Annotated in this window: 24 protein-coding genes; 12 read left to right on the top strand and 12 right to left on the bottom strand. The window is 60.4% G+C overall.

The genetic code is table 11. From position 1 onward, the window contains the following. Positions 1-275: 275 nt before the first annotated feature. Entirely contained in the window at positions 276-752 is a 477-nt protein-coding gene (locus ACRWA7_RS10980; protein WP_060818659.1) for a DUF3331 domain-containing protein, read from the bottom strand. A gap of 346 nt (positions 753-1,098) precedes the next feature. Here ACRWA7_RS10980 and ACRWA7_RS10975 point away from each other — a divergent pair, with 346 nt between their 5' ends. Continuing rightward, positions 1,099-1,581: an RcnB family protein gene (locus ACRWA7_RS10975; RefSeq protein WP_438392666.1), complete on the top strand. Its 483-nt coding sequence runs from the start codon at positions 1,099-1,101 to the stop codon at positions 1,579-1,581. 89 nt (positions 1,582-1,670) lie between these two features. Here the strand turns inward: ACRWA7_RS10975 and ACRWA7_RS10970 are convergent, their stop codons facing one another. Beyond that, positions 1,671-2,255, bottom strand: coding sequence for a TetR/AcrR family transcriptional regulator (locus tag ACRWA7_RS10970; protein WP_438392664.1), 585 nt, complete (start codon positions 2,253-2,255; stop codon positions 1,671-1,673). Positions 2,256-2,360: 105 nt separating this feature from the next. Here ACRWA7_RS10970 and ACRWA7_RS10965 point away from each other — a divergent pair, with 105 nt between their 5' ends. Beyond that, a complete protein-coding gene (locus tag ACRWA7_RS10965) occupies positions 2,361-2,828 on the top strand; it encodes a DUF1348 family protein (protein WP_438392662.1) in 468 nt (155 codons plus the stop codon). A gap of 23 nt (positions 2,829-2,851) precedes the next feature. Here the strand turns inward: ACRWA7_RS10965 and ACRWA7_RS10960 are convergent, their stop codons facing one another. From ACRWA7_RS10960 to ACRWA7_RS10950, 3 genes are all read right to left on the bottom strand, one after another. Beyond that, on the bottom strand, positions 2,852-4,300 hold the full coding sequence (locus ACRWA7_RS10960; protein ID WP_438392760.1) for a UdgX family uracil-DNA binding protein: 1,449 nt from the start codon (positions 4,298-4,300) through the stop codon (positions 2,852-2,854). 17 nt (positions 4,301-4,317) lie between these two features. After that, positions 4,318-5,529: a putative DNA modification/repair radical SAM protein gene (locus tag ACRWA7_RS10955; RefSeq protein WP_438392660.1), complete on the bottom strand. Its 1,212-nt coding sequence runs from the start codon at positions 5,527-5,529 to the stop codon at positions 4,318-4,320. 97 nt (positions 5,530-5,626) lie between these two features. Further along, complete coding sequence (locus tag ACRWA7_RS10950; RefSeq protein ID WP_075643271.1) at positions 5,627-6,646, bottom strand: transporter; 1,020 nt, start codon at positions 6,644-6,646, stop codon at positions 5,627-5,629. A 222-nt stretch (positions 6,647-6,868) separates the two neighbouring features. Between ACRWA7_RS10950 and ACRWA7_RS10945 the strand changes: the two genes are divergently transcribed. The 3 genes from ACRWA7_RS10945 (at position 6,869) to ACRWA7_RS10935 (ending at position 8,355) form a co-directional block, all read left to right on the top strand. After that, on the top strand, positions 6,869-7,201 hold the full coding sequence (locus tag ACRWA7_RS10945; RefSeq protein WP_438392658.1) for a hypothetical protein: 333 nt from the start codon (positions 6,869-6,871) through the stop codon (positions 7,199-7,201). Between the two features lie 142 nt (positions 7,202-7,343). Continuing rightward, positions 7,344-7,820: a response regulator gene (locus ACRWA7_RS10940; protein WP_341845209.1), complete on the top strand. Its 477-nt coding sequence runs from the start codon at positions 7,344-7,346 to the stop codon at positions 7,818-7,820. 265 nt (positions 7,821-8,085) lie between these two features. After that, complete coding sequence (locus ACRWA7_RS10935) at positions 8,086-8,355, top strand: hypothetical protein (protein WP_060818665.1); 270 nt, start codon at positions 8,086-8,088, stop codon at positions 8,353-8,355. A 150-nt stretch (positions 8,356-8,505) separates the two neighbouring features. Here ACRWA7_RS10935 and ACRWA7_RS10930 read toward each other — a convergent pair whose 3' ends face one another. After that, entirely contained in the window at positions 8,506-9,465 is a 960-nt protein-coding gene (locus tag ACRWA7_RS10930; protein WP_438392656.1) for a chemotaxis protein, read from the bottom strand. A 327-nt stretch (positions 9,466-9,792) separates the two neighbouring features. Between ACRWA7_RS10930 and ACRWA7_RS10925 the strand changes: the two genes are divergently transcribed. The 4 genes from ACRWA7_RS10925 (at position 9,793) to ACRWA7_RS10910 (ending at position 13,110) form a co-directional block, all read left to right on the top strand. After that, positions 9,793-10,233, top strand: coding sequence for a CBS domain-containing protein (locus ACRWA7_RS10925; protein ID WP_060818667.1), 441 nt, complete (start codon positions 9,793-9,795; stop codon positions 10,231-10,233). A 185-nt stretch (positions 10,234-10,418) separates the two neighbouring features. After that, the gene (locus ACRWA7_RS10920; RefSeq protein ID WP_438392653.1) at positions 10,419-11,429 is read left to right on the top strand and encodes a diacylglycerol/lipid kinase family protein; all 1,011 of its coding nucleotides are present in this window, start codon (positions 10,419-10,421) and stop codon (positions 11,427-11,429) included. Further along, positions 11,426-12,271 carry a metallophosphoesterase family protein gene (locus ACRWA7_RS10915; protein WP_438392651.1) on the top strand — a complete coding sequence of 282 codons (846 nt, stop codon included), beginning with the start codon at positions 11,426-11,428 and terminating at the stop codon, positions 12,269-12,271. The genes ACRWA7_RS10920 and ACRWA7_RS10915 overlap by 4 nt, the downstream gene beginning before the upstream one ends. Continuing rightward, the gene (locus tag ACRWA7_RS10910; protein WP_438392649.1) at positions 12,268-13,110 is read left to right on the top strand and encodes a phosphatase PAP2 family protein; all 843 of its coding nucleotides are present in this window, start codon (positions 12,268-12,270) and stop codon (positions 13,108-13,110) included. Before ACRWA7_RS10915 ends, ACRWA7_RS10910 begins: the two co-directional genes overlap by 4 nt. Here ACRWA7_RS10910 and ACRWA7_RS10905 read toward each other — a convergent pair. Then, entirely contained in the window at positions 13,087-13,485 is a 399-nt protein-coding gene (locus ACRWA7_RS10905; protein ID WP_438392647.1) for a PPC domain-containing DNA-binding protein, read from the bottom strand. The two genes, ACRWA7_RS10910 and ACRWA7_RS10905, sit on opposite strands and share 24 nt — an antisense overlap. A gap of 82 nt (positions 13,486-13,567) precedes the next feature. Here ACRWA7_RS10905 and ACRWA7_RS10900 point away from each other — a divergent pair, with 82 nt between their 5' ends. Together ACRWA7_RS10900 and ACRWA7_RS10895 are read left to right on the top strand one after the other, a co-directional pair. Further along, complete coding sequence (locus ACRWA7_RS10900; RefSeq protein WP_438392646.1) at positions 13,568-13,957, top strand: MAPEG family protein; 390 nt, start codon at positions 13,568-13,570, stop codon at positions 13,955-13,957. 22 nt (positions 13,958-13,979) lie between these two features. Then, the gene (locus tag ACRWA7_RS10895) at positions 13,980-14,654 is read left to right on the top strand and encodes an alpha/beta hydrolase (RefSeq protein WP_438392645.1); all 675 of its coding nucleotides are present in this window, start codon (positions 13,980-13,982) and stop codon (positions 14,652-14,654) included. Here ACRWA7_RS10895 and ACRWA7_RS10890 read toward each other — a convergent pair. From ACRWA7_RS10890 to ACRWA7_RS10870, 5 genes are all read right to left on the bottom strand, one after another. After that, complete coding sequence (locus ACRWA7_RS10890; RefSeq protein ID WP_438392644.1) at positions 14,651-15,616, bottom strand: nucleoside hydrolase; 966 nt, start codon at positions 15,614-15,616, stop codon at positions 14,651-14,653. The two genes, ACRWA7_RS10895 and ACRWA7_RS10890, sit on opposite strands and share 4 nt — an antisense overlap. Beyond that, positions 15,613-16,002 carry a cytidine deaminase gene (locus tag ACRWA7_RS10885; protein WP_438392643.1) on the bottom strand — a complete coding sequence of 130 codons (390 nt, stop codon included), beginning with the start codon at positions 16,000-16,002 and terminating at the stop codon, positions 15,613-15,615. The genes ACRWA7_RS10890 and ACRWA7_RS10885 overlap by 4 nt, the downstream gene beginning before the upstream one ends. Positions 16,003-16,011: 9 nt before the next feature. Continuing rightward, positions 16,012-17,289: a NupC/NupG family nucleoside CNT transporter gene (locus ACRWA7_RS10880; RefSeq protein ID WP_060818674.1), complete on the bottom strand. Its 1,278-nt coding sequence runs from the start codon at positions 17,287-17,289 to the stop codon at positions 16,012-16,014. Positions 17,290-17,357: 68 nt separating this feature from the next. After that, on the bottom strand, positions 17,358-18,041 hold the full coding sequence (locus tag ACRWA7_RS10875; RefSeq protein WP_438392642.1) for an HAD family hydrolase: 684 nt from the start codon (positions 18,039-18,041) through the stop codon (positions 17,358-17,360). 333 nt (positions 18,042-18,374) lie between these two features. After that, entirely contained in the window at positions 18,375-19,145 is a 771-nt protein-coding gene (locus ACRWA7_RS10870) for a DeoR/GlpR family DNA-binding transcription regulator (RefSeq protein WP_438392641.1), read from the bottom strand. A gap of 481 nt (positions 19,146-19,626) precedes the next feature. On the opposite strand from ACRWA7_RS10870, the gene ACRWA7_RS10865 reads away from it, so the two are divergent. Continuing rightward, on the top strand, positions 19,627-20,781 hold the full coding sequence (locus tag ACRWA7_RS10865; protein ID WP_438392640.1) for an ABC transporter substrate-binding protein: 1,155 nt from the start codon (positions 19,627-19,629) through the stop codon (positions 20,779-20,781). Positions 20,782-20,886 lie beyond the last annotated feature (105 nt).

Raw genomic sequence — 20,886 nt, 5'->3', positions numbered from 1 at the left:
ATCAGCGGCGAGCGCGAAATTTGGCTTGAAAATTGCCGTTTAGAAAAAGGCGTTTTGCGCGCAGAGCGGACGGTCAAGAACGTTCGCGGAAAGCGCGTTCGCGAAGGCGCGCCGTGTGACCAGCCGGCGTCCATACGCGCACTTGTCGTACAGAGAGAAGTTAAAGCGGCGTCTCAAGTTCGGCGTACGTGGACGCCGATTTTCATATCACGGAAAGCGCGTCCGCATCGTGCAGGCAGCGCTTTCGTGTCATTTCCCGTGGTTAAACGGTTCGCTTATGCATGCTGATCCTGTAGCTCCGCATCGCAGTTCTCGTTCTCGGGCATGGCTGCGGCGAGGATCATCGCCGACGCGTTTTGCGGTTTCGGATCGCGTTGCGACGGCCGATACACCGCGTCGCCCCGGTGGATCAGTTCACCACTGAGGGCGCAGACGCCATCGGAAGCTGCGGTCGTGACGCGCCAACCCTGGTAACCGTAGTGGCATGTCCCGGCATCCGACCAGTAGACAATGGCGGTGGCGCTGCTCGGCCGTTCGATCACGCGCACAACAGCCTCGGGAAATGGGCGGCGCGATTCAGTTGCCGGCGCAGCAACGCGCGGATGATCGCGTTCCCACGCGCGGGTGAGCCGCTCTAAAAACGGGTGGACGGCCCTTTGCCGCGGAGCAGTTTCTGCCGCGCTTGCGTGGGTCGCTGTCAACGAGCGCACCGTCTGTTGCCACGGGTCCGCGCTTCTGGCTAACGCTGTCATGGTTCGTTCCTGGCATGGTTCACGCTCGAACTTACGCATTCAGCGCGCTCCGATAAATACCATTCAGGTGAATACACTGTCTTGTTAGCGCGAATAATCGCAACAGTGCGTTATGCAATAAGGCTTTCCCCGATGTTGCACTGCCGCGCGGCCGCCGTTTGAAGCCGATTGATACTTTTAATAATTCCGATAGGCGAGTATTCGCAAATCGGTCTCCTTTCAATCAAGTTAGGGTGCGGGCGATGTGTTTGGTTTTCGTAAGGTGTCAAACTTTGCGGGAAACCGTGGAATAGGTCTTGCGCAGCCCATACTGCTTGCCTTACTTAAAACACTGAACGAGGTATTCGTGAAGAGAAGTCATATCGCAGCAGCGGTTTTATTTTCAGGCCTGGGTTTGGCGTCGACGGCTTTTGCGCAGGGCGGTCCTGGCGGTCACGATGACCACGGCGGCCCCCAACAACATCCCGGCGGACAACAGATGCAAGGTCACGGCGGCTATCAGAATCAGAACCAGGCGCAGAATCGCGGTCCGCAAGGTATCCCCGGCGGCCAGCACCACGATAACGGCCGCCCGCCTCCACGCGCCGACAACGGCCCCGGACGCGGTGGCCCCGGAGGCATGCACGGCGACAGTCCCCGCGAATGGCATCGCGGAGATCGCTTGCCCAATGATTACCGGGATCGCCAGTATGTGGTCGACGATTACCGTGGATATGGACTGCGTCAGCCGCCGCGTGGCTACCATTGGGTCGGCGTAGGCGGCGACTACGTGCTCGCCGCGATCGCAACGGGCGTGATCGCTCAGATTGTGCTGAGCAGCGGGAACTAAAAAAGGCGGCTCTCGGGCCGCAATGCATTGAACATAGGCCGTTCCGGTGATGCCGAACGGCCTATGTTGTGTAACGACGGGAATGGCGCTTACATGCGGGCAGTGTCCGTGATCGCCTTCACCACGCGAGCCAGCGATTTGAGCGCTACCTCGGGCGAGTCCTCGAACTGGGCCCCGATAATCGCGCCGTCCACTGCCATTGCCAACGCGCGTGCATCCGCCTTGGCAGTCCTCGACCCTGCAGGCAACAGCGTCCTGATGACCGCGGACATATCCAGCTTGTGACGCCGCGAAATATCGACGGCTTCGGGCAACGTACCGCCGACTTCCACCACCGCGTTGATGAACGCGCATCCCCTATATGCGTCGCTCCCGAACCATTCCGCGAGCGCGGGCACGAGCGCATTGGCGTTACCGCCATGACGCTTGACGGCATCTTCGAACCACGCCATCCAGTTGCGATGCCGGTAGTCGAGGAACGCCACGATCAGGTCATTTTTCGCCGGATAGTATCGATAAAACGTCTTCTTCGCGACGCCCGATTCCGCGATCACGCGATCAATTCCCGTCGCGCGAATTCCGTCGCGGTAAAAGAGACCGTGCGCGGTTGCGAGGATTCGTTCGGCTGGCGAAGGATCCGGTGTGAATTCCACAGTGGAAGAAAGTAATGTCATGGTTCGATCATTGTAGACAGGTCTGTCTCCCTGCGCTAGAGTACGCGAGTAGACAGACCTGTCTACTTAACCGAAATCTACTCGATAACCTTCAAAGGTGCCGTCATGGAAAGCAAGCCGCCGTTCCCTCCGTTCGATATCGAAACCGCCCGGCAAAAGGTCCGCCTCGCTGAGGACGGCTGGAATTCCCGCGACCCGAAGCGGGTTGCGCTGGCGTACAGCGAGGACACCCGCTGGCGCAACCGCGCGGAGTTTGTTTCCGGACGCACCGAAGTGGAAGCGTTCCTTGCGCGCAAATGGGCGCGCGAACTCGACTATCGGCTGATCAAGGAATTGTGGGCCTTTACGGGTTCGCGGATTGCGGTGCGCTTTGCGTACGAATGGCACGATGATTCGAAGAACTGGTTCCGCAGCTTCGGCAACGAGAACTGGGAATTCAACGAGGCGGGGCTGATGACGCATCGGCACGCGAGCATCAACGACTTGCCGATCAAGGAATCGGAGCGCAAATACCACTGGCCGCTAGGCCGCCGGCCCGACGATCATCCGGGCCTGAGCGACCTGGGTTTTTAACCGCGCGGCTGTTCAAGCAGGTATTAGCTTGGCTGCTCGCTTGCCGCCAGCTTTTGCGCGCGTTCCAGCGCCGAGACGATCATATCGATGGCGCGATCGCGCGCAGCTTCATCTTGCTGGCGAAGCGCAAACGAAGGGTGATACGTCGTGACCAGCCATCCGCCGTTGAAGGCCAGCGTTTTATCCAGATGATTGCCGAGCGAGGCCTGCCGCCCCAGCAGGCTGTGCAGCGCCGTAGCGCCCAGTGCGACGATCACGCGCGGCTTGATTGCCGCGAGTTCCTGTTCGAGCCAGACAGAACACGCATCGACTTCCCGTTGTGCGGGCGTTTTATGCAACCGGCGCTTGCCTCGCGGCTCCCACTTGAAATGTTTGACCGCGTTGGTCATGTACACGCCAGCGCGATCCAGGCCTGCGCGTTGCATCGCCGAATCGAGCAGTGCTCCGGCGGGACCAACAAAAGGCCGGCCCTTCAAATCTTCCTGATCGCCCGGTTGCTCGCCGACCAGCATGATTGCCGCTTGAGCCGGCCCCTCGCCTTGTACAGCTTGCGTTGCCTGACGCCACAGTTCGCAGCGGCGGCAGGCATCGAGTGAGGTTGTTGCATTTCGCGCGGGCTGCGCCTTGTCTGCTTCCATGACAATGGCCTTGCCGCTTGTCAGGCTCATTGCGCCCACGGCGCTCGCCTGCGCCACTTTTCTTGCGCCGCTGCGGGCTTCACTGATCATGTGCGGTATCAGCGGTCCCTCCGGCAAGCCTTTCCAGAAGCGCACGGGCATGTGCTGTTGCAACGCGGTTTCGTTCAGGCGCGCCGGATTGAACGTGTTCTTGTAATACGTGAGCCAGAGATTCTCGGCGTCGTCTTCGTTTTCCGGAAGATGATCGGCGGCGAGCGCGGGACGCCGCTCCATGTGCAGCGCCGTTCCGTTCCACATGGCAGCGCCACGCGGTGTGGTGATCATCCACGATGAACGTCCCATCCGCGCTGCAAAGTGGTCGGCGCCCCACGCGAGAACATCGTGATCGGGTTCGTACCATGCCACGTATTCCGACGCGCCGAGAGCCGGATCGCGCTTGCGAAAGCGCACGTAGGCAATCATGTCGTGTTTCGCGCGCCGTACCGCCTTTGCCATCTTGTGCAGACGCACGCCGTCTTCGTCGGCGGCGGATTCCACGGCGCGATCGCCTTGCGCCCATCGCCAGATCAGTTTGTAGAGGAACCCCCAGCGGTCCGGGTCGCGAAACAAGGCCGCTTCTTTGAGCAGCGCTGCGAAAGTTTTCGAAATGGACAGCGCGGGCGCGTCTCCGCTCAGGTTTGCTGGTTGTTCCTCATCGAAAAGCGATGGATCTCTCGACGCGTTGTCATTGACTTCACGCCATTCGATGACATCCGGCGGCAGATTTTCCGTGAGCGCCGACAGTGCAGCCGTGCGCCACGTTGCGTATTCGCCGTCTATGACAATGCTCCGCATACGCATGGACGCACCGCTCACAAAAGCGAAAGCTGCACGGGTGCGGCGCTTAGCGCGCGGCGCAGATGGGCGGACGATACATCGCGAATCGGCGGCTTATAGTCTTCCGTCGTGACGAACGGCCGCACTTTGTCCATGCTGCATCTGAGGCGCACGAGGTCGTCATAGCGAACGCGGCGCGAGCGGCGCAGATCGACAATGCGCTTGGCGTTTCTCATGCCGATGCCCGGCACCCGCGCGATCATCCGCAGCGCCGCCCGGTTGAGGTCGACAGGAAACTGTTCGCGGTGCGCGAGCGCCCAGGCAAGTTTCGGGTCGATATCGAGCGAGAGATTGCCGGGGCCGTCGAGTAGTTCGGACGCGTTGAACCCATACCCGCGCATCAGGAAGTCGGCCTGATACAGCCGATGCTCGCGCAATAGCGGCGGTGCCTGCAACGGCACGGCGGACGGGCTGTCGGGAATCGGGCTGAAGGCCGAGTAGTAGACGCGCTTGAGCCTGTACGACCCGTACAGCGTTTCGGCGGTCGCGAGGATGGTCTGGTCGTCCGTGCTATCCGCACCCACGATCATCTGCGTGCTTTGTCCTGCCGGCGCGAATCGCGGCCCTTTAGGCTCCGCTTCCGATTCTTCCTGCGCCACGCGAATGGAACTCATCGCGATCTTGATGGTGCGTCCGCTCTTTTCGGGCGCGAGCTTTTGCAGACCACCATCGGTGGGCAATTCGATGTTGACGCTCAGCCGGTCCGCAAACAGCCCCGCTTGCGCGATCAGTTCGGGATCGGCGTCGGGAATGGTCTTCAGATGGATATAGCCACGAAACTGGTGGTCTTCCCGCAAGGACTGCGCAACGCGAACCAGTTGTTCCATGGTGTAGTTCGACGAGCGAATGATCCCGGAACTCAGAAACAATCCGTCGATGTAGTTTCGCCGGTAAAAGTCCACCGTCAGATCGACCACTTCCCGCGGCGTGAAGCGCGCACGCGGCACATTGCTCGAGCGCCGGTTCACACAGTATTGACAGTCGTACTGACAAAAGTTGGTCAGCAAAATCTTGAGCAGCGAGACGCAGCGCCCGTCGGGCGTGAAACTGTGGCAGATTCCCGCGCCCGTGCTGGCGCCGAGCCCTTCAAGGCCTCGCGATGTCCGCTTCGGTGCGCCGCTGCTTGCGCAGGACGCATCGTATTTCGCGGCATCGGCGAGGATTTCCAGCTTTTCGGACAACTCCATGCTGATCGCCAATACTGTATATGCGTACAGTATTGGCGATCAGCATGGAAAAACGCAAGTGCTTTCGCAGCGAAATCAGGTGACGGAACAGCGGGTTTCAGCGTCCACGCCGCCGATAAAACGTCCACCAGCCCGCAAGCACGGTAAAAGTCGCCACGATTGCGACCATCAGCCAGAAGCCGTGTTTGTTCTCGGCAAGAGGAATGCCGCCCACGTTCATGCCCATGATGCCGGCCACTATGTTGATGGGCAGCGCCAGCACCGTGACCAGCGTCAGCGTGAAAAGCGTCCGGTTGCTTTGTTCGTCCAGCCGCGCGGCGATTTCTTCCTGCAAGAGTTTGATGCGCTCGACCAGCCCGGCCAGATCGCCCAGGACGAGCGAAAATTCTTCTGTGGCGTCGCGCAGATCCTGCAAGTCGAGGGTTTGCAGCCAGCGCGGCGGCCGCGCGAGCAGCCGGAAAATCGAGCCCGGCTCGGGCGCAAGCAGACGCTGCAGGCGCACCAGCACCCGCCGCGACGCACCCAGTTCAGAGCGCGTGGCGGGCGTGCGCATCGAGAGAAAACGGTCCTCCACCTTATCGATTTCGATACTCGTGCGCCGTACGATCTGGACCAGCAGATCGGCCTGGTCGCGCAGCAGATGGATCAGCAGTTCGACTGTCGAGCGGAACGGCTCGCCGCTGCGCACGGCTTCGCGCAAGGTATCGATGGAGCGCAGTGGTTTCAGGCGCGCCGTGACCATCAGCTTTTCGCGCGTATAAACCCAGAGCGTGGCAATTTCAGAAGGCGTGACGTCGAAGTTGAACATCACGTCGTTGATGACGGCGAGCAGCGCGCCTTCCTGATGCTCGATGCGCGTGGAGTGCGAACCTTCGCGCAGTGTTTCGAAGAAGGCGTCGGGCAGTTCGAGCTGGGTGCGCATCCAGCGTTCGCTCGCGCCATTGGCGAGATCGAAATGCAGCCAGACGAAGTCGCCCGCGTCCTGGCCGGCGTTGCACTGCGCAAGCCAGTCGAGCGCGCCGGCTGAATCAATGGGGACGCCCGCTGTGTCCTCTGCAAAGCGAAAGCCGCACACGAGGCCGGAAAAATCGGAAGCGTAGGGCAAGGCGGTGGTCATCGGGAGCTGGAAGTAAAAAGCGGTTCAGCCACGCATTGTCCGTGTCAAACGCGGCATGGCGAGCATCGTTTGTAACGGATTTGCGTTACTGTTGGGAGAATGCCGCGTGACACGCAATGGACTTATGGCTGTCACGCCACATGGTTAGACTCGCGCGGTGCAAGAAGGCCGTCGCGCGCAGCCCGACCCTTCTCGTTTCATTGAGCTTCACGGGGAACACATATGGAAGATCGCGTCGAGCAGGACGAACCCACGCAGACCACGGCCGATGGACTGACGCGGCTGGCGGCAAGCATCGTCGAATTGCTGGGCGAGCAGGCAATCGATAGCCGTCTAGGCGCAAAACTGCTGAAGCGGCTCGAGAAAGAAGCGAAGCTGGTCGCGGAATATGGCCCGCAACCGCTTGGCAAGGCACAGAAGCGTACGTTACGCGAGGCGCTTGACAAGCTTGACGAGGCGCTGCGTCATTTCGATGCAAATTTGCTGGTTCTGGCAAATGCCAAGCTACGCTCAACGGACGAATCTTCTGGCAAAAAGGTAAAAGCGAAGTCCTGAATTTTAGGGTTCCGGTACGCCCGCGCTTTCGCTGCGGGCCGTGCACTCACAGGCCAACCGATCATCAACCAAGACGTTTCGGCGTTTCTTGTTTCACAACCGCATGAATCGCTCGTGACACTTATGCAAGTAGGCGCGGAAAATGCTGTATTTGCTGCACTTGCATAATTTAGAGCGGTCAATGCTTTCAGTTTCCTCCTCCCCAAACTGCGTGTTGTGGACCAACCGAAACGTCGACGCCGATCATGACCGATGGCGCATCCTCGTTGTCGACGACAACGCCGCGGCCGCCGAAGGCCTGGCTGCTGCGCTCAACGCTGACGGCTGCGACGCGCGCTATGCGCTCAGTGGCGTGGATGCACTCCAGGCCGTTGAGGACTGGATCCCGCATGTTGTGGTGCTCGATATCAGCATGCCCGAACACGACGGTTTCGCCACGGCGCGCGTCCTGCGCAGAATTTCACCTACTCGCAATGCCGGGATCATCGCTTTTACGGCTCATGGTGAAGACTACGTGCGCTCAAAGGGGATGCATGCGGGATTCGACGGTTATTGCCAGAAAGGCAATGCGCCTGGTGTCTTGGTCCAGTTGATCAGCAAAATGGTGCAGGTTCACTGATCCGCACCTGATTATTCATGCTCTTTTGTCCCCAAATAAAGCGATGCGCGAGCCTTGTACAGGCTCGCTTTTGCTATTTCCGGGCCGGGTTGGATGCGTGCGATTATGCTTCCATCCTGAATAGTGTATTGAAGTTTATGGGGATAAAAAACCGATAGTAGGGGTATACACTGCATTTCATCGACGAAGCAGCCGGCAACACATAGCGGGACAGCTGCAACGCCTTGTGAACCAGTTGTACGTCTACCCAATATCGGAGCTCATCATGAAAAAGAATCTTCTTGCATCGTTGCTTATCGCTGCAACCGCTTCTATCGCTGTGCCCGCGTTTGCGAGCGGCTATGGTCCGGCGCCGTCATATCGTCCGTCGGTTGGTGCTCCCGCTTCGCAGCAAGGCCAGAACACGCAAACGCTCGCTGCTGAAAGCCGTAACGCCGACGTAAATGGTTATGGCGGCGCGAAGTCGCTGACGCAATCGGGTTCGACGACCCGCGACAGCAGCGCCAAGTCGCAAGCAGTTTTCTTCGGTCAGTAATCCGCGGGCTTTTGTGGGCCGTTACGCGCACAACCGGCAACCTGTTGCCGTCCTGATTGCGTAAAGCCCTGATGACCGTGCAATGCGCAAACGCCCGCTGGACTTGGATCCAGCGGGCGTTTGCGTTTTCTGGCCGATCTTCCGGACGTTTCAGGTGCCGGTCTTCAGCGCGTTGCGCATCACGGTCGCAAGCTCGGCCGGCGCGAATTTAGATACATACGCGTTCGCACCCACTTTTCGAACGTGCTCTTCGTTTGCGGATCCGGACAGCGACGAATGAATCACCACCGGAATTGCCTGCATGCCGGCATTCGCCTTGATGCGGCGCGTGAGCGTGAAGCCGTCCATTTCCGGCATTTCCAGGTCCGTCAGCACCAGCGCGATTTCGTCCGACGCGAGACGGCCTTCCGACTGGGCCTTGCGCTGCATGTCCTCCAGTACATTCCACGCTTCCTGGCCACTCTTTGTCATGATGAACGACACGCCCATGGCGTTCAGGCTTTGCTCGATCAGGCTGCGTGCTACGCCGGAGTCATCGGCGGCGAGCACTTTGGTGCCGAGTTTCAAGACGAGACGGCCTGTGCTGGATTCGTTGATTTCGTCTTCCGTTGAAGGCAGCACGTCGCGCAAGATCTGCTCAACGTCGAGCACCTGCGCGAGCCGCGAGCCGTCCACGTTGCCGTCCAGCCGGGCGAAACTCGTGACGGTGCGCCCGCTCGAATGCGATTCCGCCGACAAAACCTGATTCCATTCCAGCCGGACAATATCGTCGACTTCCTCGACGGCGAAGCCTTGCGTGGTGCGGGCGAATTCCGTGACCAGCAGGATTTTCGGACCGTTCTTCGGACGGCAACCGGTAACTTGCGCCAGATCGATGACGGGAATGATCTGGCCGCGTATATCGGCGACACCGAGAATCTCGGGGTTTGCGCCGGCGACCACGGTGATTTCGGGCATCGCGAGAATCTCACGCACCTTGAACACATTGATGCCGTAGAGCTCGCGCTGCTCCGAACCGGGCGCTTCGCCCAGGCGGAACAGGAGCAGCTCGAACATGTTGTTGCCGGCGAGCCGAACGCGCTGTTCGATATCGTGTTGTGAACTGCTCAAGGTGTTCTCCTGATCGATTTATGCCGGGCTTTGTCCAGCCGGTTCTTGATTAGCGGCGCGCTGCAGGGAAACTGAAGCTCCTTTTCACGATTTATGACAGCGGCGTTTCAGCGTGTTGCACGTCCTATCGGGGTTGACCCTTGGACGGGGTAAAACCCAAGTTTCCAGGCGTCCGGGCGCCGGGCAGGTGGCCTATACTTTTTGAATGGGCTGGGTAATAGGCATGTAAGACAGACATGCGAGACACGACGCAGGCAAGCCCAGGCAAGATCCCCAGTGAAGCGCCCGCCAGCCGGCAGGCGCCGCGCGGTTCAACGGAGGCGTTCGATGGCAACAGTCGCACAAGTTCTCAATTCGAAACCCGATCACACCATCTTCACGATCGCTGACACGGCGTCGGTCTACGACGCTATCGTCCTGATGGCGGAAAAGCATATTGGCGCGCTGGTCGTGACGCACGGTGAAGCGATTGTCGGGATCATGACGGAGCGTGACTACGCGCGCAAAGTCGTGCTGATGGACCGGGTATCGCGGCAAACGCCGGTACATGAAATCATGACTTCGCAAGTGCGTTTCGTGCGCCCGGACCAGACCACGGACGACTGCATGGCGCTCATGACAGAAAAACGCATGCGGCATTTGCCGGTGATCGATGGCGAAAAGCTCGTGGGCATGATTTCCATCGGCGATCTGGTTAAAAACATCATTTCCGAGCAGCAACTCACCATTCACCAACTCGAAGGGTACATACGCGGCGAGCATATGTAGGCCCGTTTTTCTTGCTACGAAGCCGCGCTGCATCATGCAGCGCGGCTTCTTTTAGGTTAATAGACTGTAAGCTGATTGTTATAATCATCGGGCGCCGCGGTGCCTGATATTGCTTGATATTACCTGCAGGCGCGCCCGTTCAATCATCGAGCAATGCTCGATCCGACCCGACAGGAGCGCCATTCATGACGCCCGCCGATCTTTCCCCGTCTCCATCTGAAGCCCTTCGCCGGACGCGCGAGCCTCGGGAGATTGCCGCCGATGCGCCGTTTTTCATCGTGATGAACGCGGGCTCGGGGCGAAAGCAGAGCGACGAAACGCGCGCGGCGCTCAATCAGGTTCTGGGCGAGGCGGGGCGCACATTCGAACTCAGGATTGTCGACGACCCGTCAAGACTCGCCGATGCCGCAACCCAGGCGGTGCGCGACGCCACGGCGCAAAATGGCGTGGTGGTAGGCGCGGGCGGCGACGGCACGCTTTGCGCCGTGGCGAGCGCCGTGTTCGGCAGCGGCTGTCCGTTCGCCGTGTTGCCGCGTGGCACGTTCAACTACTTCAGCCGCGACCACGGCATTCCGTCCGACCCGGCCTTGTCCATCCCTTTGCTGCTGAGCGCGCGGGCGCATCCGGTGCAGGTTGGTTTCGTGAATGACCGCATGTTCCTGGTCAACGCGAGTCTCGGGCTTTATCCGAAATTGCTGGAGGATCGGGAGCTGTACAAGCAGCAATTCGGCCGCAGCCGCCTGATCGCGCTATGGTCGGCCGCCATTACGCTACTGCGGCGGCATCGGCATTTACGTTTGCATATAGAGCACGATGGCACAATGCAGGAGATTCGGACGTCCACGCTTTTTGTCGGCAACAATCGTTTGCAACTCGAGCAGATCGGCATGGAGGAAGCGCCGCTGCTGGAACGCGGGTTGCTCGCCGCCATTGCACCGCGCGCCATCGGGCGGATTGCGCAAATCGGCCTGACGCTGCGCGGCGCAACGGGCATGATGAGCGACGCCGATAACGTCATCAGCTTCGCTTTCAAGCAGATCACGGTGACGCATCCGTCGAAGCGCGATCGCGCCGTGAAAGTTGCAACCGATGGCGAAGTGACCTGGATCAACATGCCGCTCGAGTTCCGCGTCGCTTCGGAGCCGCTGTTTCTTCTCAAACCCGAGGCCGACGTGGCCAGCGCCAATCGCTCATGACCCTGCTGCTGCACATTTCCGACCCGCACTTCGGCACCGAACAACAGCCGGTGGTGGACGCCCTGTTGCAACTCGCCGGCACGCATCGTCCTGACCTCGTGGTCCTGTCCGGCGACATCACGCAGCGCGCCCGGCGTGCGCAATTCAGCGCGGCCCGTGCTTTCGTCGACCAGTTCGGCAAGACGCCGTTCCTGATCGTGCCCGGCAATCACGACATTCCGCTCTACGACGTTTTCGCCCGCGCAATGCATCCATACGCGAATCACCGGCGGGTGTTCGGAGATGATCTCGAACCTGTGTTCGAATCGGACGCGCTGCTCGTGATTGGCGTCAATACGACACGTCCGTATCGTCATAAGGATGGCGAAGTATCGCCGCAACAAGCCGAGCGTGTGGCACAGCGGCTTGAGCGCGCCACGCCGGGACAACTGCGCGTGGTTGTCACGCACCAGCCGGTTCTGGCCGCGCGCGCAAACGACGTGAAGAACCTGTTGCATGGCCGCGAACATGCGGTCCGGCGCTGGGCGCAGGCCGGCGCCGACCTGATCATGGGCGGTCATATCCATTTGCCTTACGTGCTGCCCCTGAAGGCGGCGTTCAGGGATCTGCCGCGGCGCATGTGGGCGGTGCAGGCGGGGACATCGTTGTCTTCACGCGTGCGCGGGGCGATTCCCAATTCGGTGAACCTGATCGAATATGCGGGTACGGTTACGGATCAACGGCGCGCCGTCATTGCTCGCTGGGACTTCAATCGTGAGCTTGCGGCATTTGAAGCGGTGACGCGGCACGAGCTCGAATTCGATACCGAAGCGCACGACGCGGCGCTTGCCGCGCTTTCATGAGTCAGCCAGATCTGAGGAACATCAGCCTGATTCACGCGGCACACGCTGCCGGAGAGCATGCGCTTCTGGTGTATGGCGCGACACTCTTGATCGCGGTCGTTACGGTGCTTGGCGCATGGCGGCTTGTGCAACGGTACGGATTGCCGCGCGAAGAGGGCGGAGTGTCGCCGCGTGTCTTGCTGATGATTCATCTCGCGGTGAGCTTTGCGATTATCGTAGGGGCGGCTGCGCTGTTCGCCGCCATCGCCGATGAAATTGGCGATGGCGAGACGCTGGGCCGTGCGGATCAGGCGTTCGCCGATGGCATAGCGCAGGGTGTTCCGATCGGCGTGATCCGTTGGTTCGCGCGGGTCACGCACCTGGGCGATCCGTGGTTGCTCGCGCTCTGGTGCGTGCTTGGCGCGGTGTTGCTGGTCCTTCGGGGCCAGCGTGCGATCGCGCTCGGCTTCGTGCTTGCAATTGCCGGCAATGGTGTCCTCAACACTACGCTCAAGCATATCTTCGAACGGGTACGGCCCCTGCATGATCGCAATATCGCAACGGCCGACGGCTGGAGTTTTCCGAGCGGCCATGCGTCGGGGTCTCTCGTGACCTACGGCATGATCGCGTATGCGCTTGTAAGCGTCATGCCTTCGCGCTGGCGTTTGCCGGTGACTCTCGCGGCGACTGTCATTGCCGTCACGATTGCAAGCAGCCGCGTGTTCCTGCGCGTGCATTTTGCTAGCGACGTGCTGGCGGGTTTCGCGTCGGGCACGGCGTGGCTTGCGGCATGCATTGTGAGCATTGAGTTGACTTGCCGTTGCTGGCGTGCGCGCTCAGGCTTGAGGGTGTATCGATAACTCTGGGAAGCCCGTGGCGGAATCGGGTTCGCGCGAAAAGCGGAAAGCGTCGAGATGCACAATCAGAATTTCCGCCGTGGTCCTCACAATGCATCCCGCCGATACGTGGCCGCCAAACACGTGGCCGCTGGAATCGGAGACGGTCATGTGAAGGTGCGCGCCGCCGGGACCAAGCGAACCGCCAAGCGTCAGGATTTCGAGGTCGCGGGTAAGCACGGTGGGTTCATCGATGCCGGCATAACGCAGGTGCGCCACGCTCAGGCTGCCGATACCCTGAATCACGAACGCCGCGCTCAGAGCGCGGTTTCGCGCCAGCGCCTCCAGCGTGTGGCGTACATCGTCTCCGGGAACCAGACGCACGGGAAGAGCTTGCATGAGTGAATGTCCGCGATCTTGTAACGCATCAATGATGGCATGATGATGCCGTTTTTGCCCGCACTTCAACCCAAACCCAACCATGACGACAGAACTTCATATCCTTGCATGGACGCTCGTCCTCGCGCTTGTCCAGGTGCTGCTGCCGTCGGTGTTGCGCAGCCGCGAGACCGGCATCGGATACAACGGCGGCCCGCGCGACACGCCGGCGGCGCCACCCGGCAAACTGACGGGCAGGCTCATGCGCGCGCAAGCCAACCTGTTCGAGACGTTGCCGGTCTTTGCCATCGCTATCCTGATTGCGCACCTGGCCGGCCGCGAAGGCACGCTGACATTGTGGGGCGCGTGGCTTTACGTTGTCGCGCGCGTGATTTACGTGCCCTTGTACGCGGCCGGCATTCCATTCTTGCGCTCGCTCGTGTGGCTCGTGTCGCTGTTCGGCATCATCCTTGTTCTCGTTCCCATCATTTGAAGCCATTAACGGAGTCCAGCCCATGACCGTCTTGTTGTCCACCATCGACGTGGAAACCGCGCCGAACCCCGAGTTTGCTGTGATCCTGATGCACGGCCTGGGCGCCGATGCCAACGACTTCATTCCGCTCGTGCCGGAATTGCGCCTGGGCGATCTGCCCGCCGTGCGTTTCGTGTTTCCCAACGCGAACGAAATGCCGGTGACAGGCAACAATGGGTACGTGATGCGCGCGTGGTACGACATTCTGTCGTTCGATGGCGTGAACCGGCGTGTCGATGAAGCCGGCCTGAAGGCCTCGTGCGATCACATCCGCAATTTGATTGCCCGCGAGAACGAGCGGGGTATTCCGACCTCCAAAATCTTCCTTGCCGGTTTCTCGCAAGGCGGCGCGATGACCTATACAGCGGGGCTTACTCATCCGGAGAAACTGGCCGGCTTGATCGTGTTGTCGGGCTACGTGCCGTCGCCCGGTTTGATCGATGCGGCGTTTAGCGAGGATAACCGCGACACGCCGATCTTCGCCGCGCACGGCACGCAGGACCCGGTGCTGCCGTTCGATCTTGCGGTGCAGGGACGCGACTTTGCGCTGGCGCACGGCTGCAAGATCGAGTGGCATGACTACCCGATGCAGCACTCGGTCTGCGCTGAGGAAGTCGAAGCGTTGCGCGCCTGGCTCGGCGCGCAATTGAGCCGCTAGGGTGCTTTAAAGAAGGTGTTTTTATACAATTCGAGCATGCCGGCCGCGTTCACGCCGATGCAGACCGATTGCGCCGGACGGTCGTCCCAGTCCGGCGCGGGCACCTTCATGGTCAATGGTTTTTGTATCGTCTGGCCTGTCGCTATGCCGCTCGTCACGACTCGAACAGGACCTCGGCGCACGGTGTAGAGATGTGGCGCAAGCACATAAGCCACCGCCGAGGAATCGTGGACATAGATGCCGTCGAGTCCCGCGCTATCTTTATGGAACGCCGCGTAATGACGTGACACGTCCCACACGAAACGGCCTGCATCGCCTCCCTGGTCACGAAAGCTCGCGAGCCATTCGTTCGGCATGATCGTCTCCTGCGTCACGTCGAGACCCACGAGCGTCACCGGCCACGCCGCGCCGAGCACGATGTCCGCTGCGTCGGGATCGCACAGGATATTCGCTTCAGCCGCCGGCGACACATTGCCGAGCACGCCCGCCGTTCCAAATGCGCCGCCCATGATGACGACCTGCTTCACGAGCGTGGCGATCTCCGGATCGGCTCCGAGCGCGAGCGCAAGGTTCGTCAGCGGGCCGACCGCGATCAGCGTCACTGCGTTGGGTTGGGCACGAACGGTATCGATAATGAATTCATGCGCCGAACGCGTGTCCAGCGTCGTATCGCCGGGCTCGCCCAGTTCTATATTGCCCAGCCCGTTGTCGCCATGAATCCAGCCGAGCGGCGCGGGCGGCGCGCGATGCAGCGGTGCGGCGGCACCGCGCGCGACCGGCACGCCGGGACAAAAACGCGAGCGCAGATATAAGGCGTTGGATGTGGTGGTGTCGATGGTCGCGTTGCCGTACACGCTTGTGATCCCGAGCCGTTCGATGTCGGGATGCAGCGCCTGGAAGACGAGCGCCATGGCGTCGTCGACACCCGGGTCCGTGTCGTAGATAACCTTGTGCCGTGTCATAGATAGAACGCGTCCGGAAGCTGTTCGCGTGCCGTTGTGTCACGCGTCGCGCCATGCAGGTTGCCAAGGCGGATAGACAAGCCGGGACCGCCTAGTTCGATGATTACCTGACGGCACGCGCCGCAGGGCGCGATGGGGCTGGTCGTGTCGCCAATCACGGCCAGCGCCGCGAATTCGTCGCGCTGGCAGCCCGCCGCAATGGCGCTGAAAAACGCCGTGCGTTCCGCGCAGTTGCACAATCCGTACGATGCGTTTTCCACGTTGCAGCCATCGAAAACGCGACCGTCTTTTGTCAGCAGCGCCGCGCCGACCTTGAACTTCGAATAAGGTGCATAGGCCCGTTCGCGCGCAACTTTCGCGCGTTCGAGCAACTGGTCCATCGTCATGATTTTTCCTTAGTTGAGCGTCAGGAACATGCCCGCGATTGTCGCGCTCATCAGGTTCGAGAGCGTGGCTGCAAGCACGACGCGCAGGCCGTAGCGCGCCACTTCCGCGCGCCGTTCCGGTGCTACCGCACTGAAGCCGCCGGTCAGCACGGCAATGGACGCAAAGTTCGCGAACCCGCACAGCGCGAACGACAAGATTGCTATGGTACGCGGATCGAGCACTTGCAGGCCAGCCGCCGCGACGCTTGCGGAGTCCTTCAAATACGGCGAAAGCGACGCATATGCCACGAATTCGTTCAGGATGATTTTTTGGCCAAGGAAGTTGCCGGCGAGCGCCGCCTGATCCCACGGCACGCCAATCAGATAGGCGAGTGGCGCGAAGATGGCGCCGAGCACGGATTGCATCGAAAGATGCGGCGCGCCGAACCATCCGCCAATGCCGCCCACGATGCCGTTCAGCAACGCGATCAGGCCGACGAACGCAATCAGCATGGCGCCGACCATCACGGCAATCCTGAGGCCGACGGTCGCGCCCGAACTGGCCGCTTCGATAACGTTGGCGGGGCGTTTTTCGTCGAAGCTGAGATGTTGCAGTGTGACGCGGCTCGCTTCCGTGGAAGGATGGATGATCTTCGCGAACAGCAATCCGCCTGGCACGGCCATGAAAGACGCGGCAAGCAGGTATTCGACTTTTACGCCGAGCCCCGCATATCCCGCGAGCACGGAGCCTGCCACCGCCGCCATTCCGCTCGACATCACCGCGAACAATTCGGCGCCCGTCATGTCGCGAACGAACGGTTTGACGACCGCGGGCATTTCGCTTTGGCCGAGGAAGATGGTGGTGACGGCCGAGAACGATTCGAGCTTCGATACTCCAAGCAGCTTCTGGAAAATCGTGCCGAGAATGATCACGATCCAGCGCATGATGCCGAGGTAATAGAGCACGGCGATCAGCGCGGTCACGAAGATGATGGCGGGCAGGACGCGCACCGCGAACACAAAACCGCCGTCACCGAAGACCTGGAACATCTTCGACTGCACGAGGCCGCCGAACAAAAATTCGATGCCCGCGTTGCCATAGCCGAGCACGTGGTTCACGCCCGCCGCGGCTGCTGCAAGAACACTCTTGCCTATGGGCACGAACAGGATGAACGCGCCAATGCCAATTTGCGCAAGCAGCGCGGGTATGACGGTACGCAAGCGGATGCCGCGGCGGTTGTTGGAAAAAATAAACGCGATGAACAGCAGTACGGCAATGCCGAGCAGGTTGCGGGCGATCAGGGCCATGTCTCTCTACGTCTGTTGTAAGAATGGCCGAGATGCTACGCCATATGGCGCATGAATAAAACCGCCGCCTAGCCGAACAGGTCGATGACCGGCCAGTTGCGCTCGAGCGCAATCATGCGAAGCCGAGGATCGGGATTGGTTGCGACGGGATGGGTGACGCGCTCCATGAGCGGGACGTCGTTGACGGAATCGCTGTAGAAGTAGCTTTCTTCGAAGTCGGTCAGCCTCAATCCCTGCGATGCAAGCCATTGTTCGGTCCGCACGATCTTGCCTTCACGAAACGTCACGACGCCTGTTGAACGGCCGGTATAGCGTCCAAGCGGATCACCGCCTTCGGTATCCAGGTCGATGGCGAGCAGATGCTCGACACCCAGCGCCTTAGCGATCGGCGCGGTGACGAAGGCGTTGGTGGCTGTCACGATACAGCACAGATCGCCTGCATCCAGGTGACGGCGCACCAGCGCGAGCGCTTCCGGGCGAATAGCCGGTTCAATGACCGTCCTCATGAACGAGGCATGCCACGCATCGAGATCCGCGCGCGAATGGCGGGCGAGCGGCGCGAGCGTCAGTTTCAGATACTCGTCCATGTCGAGCGTGCCTGCCCCGTACTGCTGATAGTACGCATCGATATCGCGGACGTGATCGGCGGTGCCCTCGAAGCCGAGCGTAGCGTAAAAGCGCGCCCACGACTGGTCGCTGTCCAGCGGCAGCAGCGTATGGTCCAGATCGAACAGCGCCAGAGTCCGGCTCATGCTTCGGCTCATGCGAACGGTCCTTCAGATTGCAGGTGAAAACGCGATAGAAAAGTAGCCCACGCGGGTCACCCGGGCCGGATCGATCGTATCGGTGAATACCCAAAAGTACAATAAAGCAAAATTGTACAACCCGTTCGCATGGCATCATGGCGCTGACGGCGTCAGCGCTGGAACGAAAAACGGAAGCGGCCCATGTTGACTCTTTTGAATATTCCGTCTGGCCTGGCGTTGCTGATGTGGGGCATGCATATTGTCCGCACCGGCATTCCGCGGGTACTCGGCGCGGCTGCGCCGCCGTGCGCTCGACGCAACGTATGGCAACGACAGCGTCTAGGCCAGGATTACCTGCGGCAACTTCTTGCGTAGCGAAAGCAGCGCCGGTCCCTCAGCGCCTTTCTTGTTGGTGATCAGGGTATCCACCCGGTTGATGGGACAGAACGCAATCCGGCTGCACTGCCCGATCTTGCTGTAATCGGCCAATATCACCACGCGATCGGCGTGCGCGACCATTGCGCGCGCAACTTCGGTTTCGGCGTGATCGAAGTTGGTCGCGCCATGCCGGTGATCAATGGCGACTGGAGAAAGCAGGGCGATATCTGCGCGGTATCGAAGGATCTCGGCAACCGTCGTGCCGCCCACGGTCGCGAATGCGCGGTCGCTGATCGAGCCGCCGAGCAGGATGATTTCATTGCTCGTATCGGTCTTTTCGCTGGTCGAACGCATCTTCTGCGCGACGTCAATGGAATTCGTGATGATCGTCAGATTGGCGAGTTTTGCAAGTTCTTCCGCGAGGATCGAGGTGGTCGTGCCGGCATCTATGAACAATGTCTGGCCGCTGCTGACCAGCGCTGTCGCTGCACGGGCAAGCGCATTCTTGGACTTCACGCGCGTGTGGCTGCGTTCGGCGATGGGCGCCTCGTCAACGGGACGCGTCACGCCGCCATGCACGCGCTTTAGCTCGCCGAGCGCCTCCAGATCCACCAGGTCTCGCCGGACCGTCTCACGCGACACGCCGACCTCGGCCATGATGCGCTCGGTCGATACGCGTTCGAGCGTCGCAAGCAGCGCCCGAATTCTCTGATGACGATCTTCCTGCCACATGCGGCGTTCCTTGAGCTTTGATGTCCAGCGGATTTTTCCAGGGTCCTGCCATGCGACAGCGCACTATGTGTCGTTCGTGTGTCGCCAATATTAATGGAGCAGTTCTTTGAAGCTTCACCGCTTTGCATCTGCGCTTCATGTCCTGTTTCACATCTGATTCACCCTGATCGCTGCAGCTCAAAGATTAACAAGAACCGGCACCCTTCAGGTTGCATTTTTTTGGATACTTGCGAATTTGGGTATTTGAACTTAGTCTCTCCGTCACACTCGCCAATCGCTCCATTCGATTGCCTGCGGTGCCTGAAATCAGTCCTGGATCGCTGTCTTTTTGGCCGTCGTCATAGTTCTTAAATATTTGGCCGCCAGAGTCGCGTGCGCGCCGGATATGTGCGCATTAAAACCAAGTTTCGGATCGGGCAGCATGCACGCTGCACGCAACATTCCAAAAACGTAAGCACGTCAGGCAGAGGATGGAAACACCATGATTCAACACGGGTTGCGAGTGACTTCGCCTTTACACCGGAACGCCGGCCGCGGCGCGGCCGCAAAGGTATCCATCACGGCGGCCATCGCCACGTTGAGCGCGCTCGCGGGCCAGGCAATAGCGGCACCGCCTGCGGCGCTCATCGAGGCGGCGAAGAAGGAAGGGCAGTTGACGACCATTGCATTGCCGCATGACTGGTGCGGTTATGGCGCGCTGATTGCGGGCTTCAAGGCGAAGTACGGCATCCAGGTCAACGAGCTGAATCCGGATGCCGGTTCAGGCGACGAAGTCGAGGCCATCAAGGCGAACAAGGGCAACACCGGACCGCAAGCGCCCGACGTGATCGACGTGGGTTTGTCGTTTGGACCGACTGCACAGTCCGCCGGCTTGCTGCAGCCTTACAAGGTGTCTACATGGGGCTCGATTCCTGATTCGGCGAAAGAGAAAGACGGCTATTGGTATGGCGACTATTACGGCGTGCTCTCGTTTGAAGTGAACACCGACATGATCGACAAGGTTCCCGCCGACTGGCCGGACCTGCTCAAGCCAGACTACAAGAATGCTGTTGCGCTCGCGGGCGATCCGCGATCGGCGAACCAGGCTATCCAGGCCGTCTATGCAGCCGGTCTGTCTCAAGCGAAGGGCGATGCATCGAAGGCGGGGCCCGCGGGTCTTAGCTACTTTGGCAGCATGAACAAGAATGGCAACTTCGTGCCGGTGATCGGCAAGGCGGCGTCGCTGGCGCAAGGCACCACGCCGGTTATCGTGCGCTGGGACTACAACGCGCTGGCGGATCGCGATACCTTGAAGGGCAATCCGAAGGTCGCCGTGGTCGTGCCGAAGACAGGCGTGGTCGCGGGCGTGTATGTGCAGGGCATCAGCGCCTACGCACCGCATCCGAACGCGGCGAAATTGTGGATGGAATACCTCTACTCCGACGAAGGCCAGCTTGGCTGGCTCGCGGGATATTGTCATCCGATCCGCTTCAAGGATCTGGAAGCGAACAAGAAGATCCCGGCTGCATTGCTTGCCAAGCTGCCGCCGCCCTCCGCATACAAGAACGTGGTATTCCCGACGCTCGACGAGCAGAATGCTTCGAAAGCGCTCATCACGAAGCAATGGGATCAGGTGGTCGGCGCCAACGTGAAGTAACGAGCGTCCTTTTGGCTCGCGCTGGTTGCATCGCCGGCGCGGCTTGTCAGTCCAGAGCGACATCATGAGCACTTCATCGAAGATCGCCGCCCCCCGGTCCGTGCA

The organism is Caballeronia sp. DA-9, from assembly GCF_051615025.1.
Classification (GTDB): Bacteria; Pseudomonadota; Gammaproteobacteria; order Burkholderiales; family Burkholderiaceae; genus Caballeronia; species Caballeronia sordidicola.
This window is presented reverse-complemented; position numbering and strand designations above follow the sequence as displayed.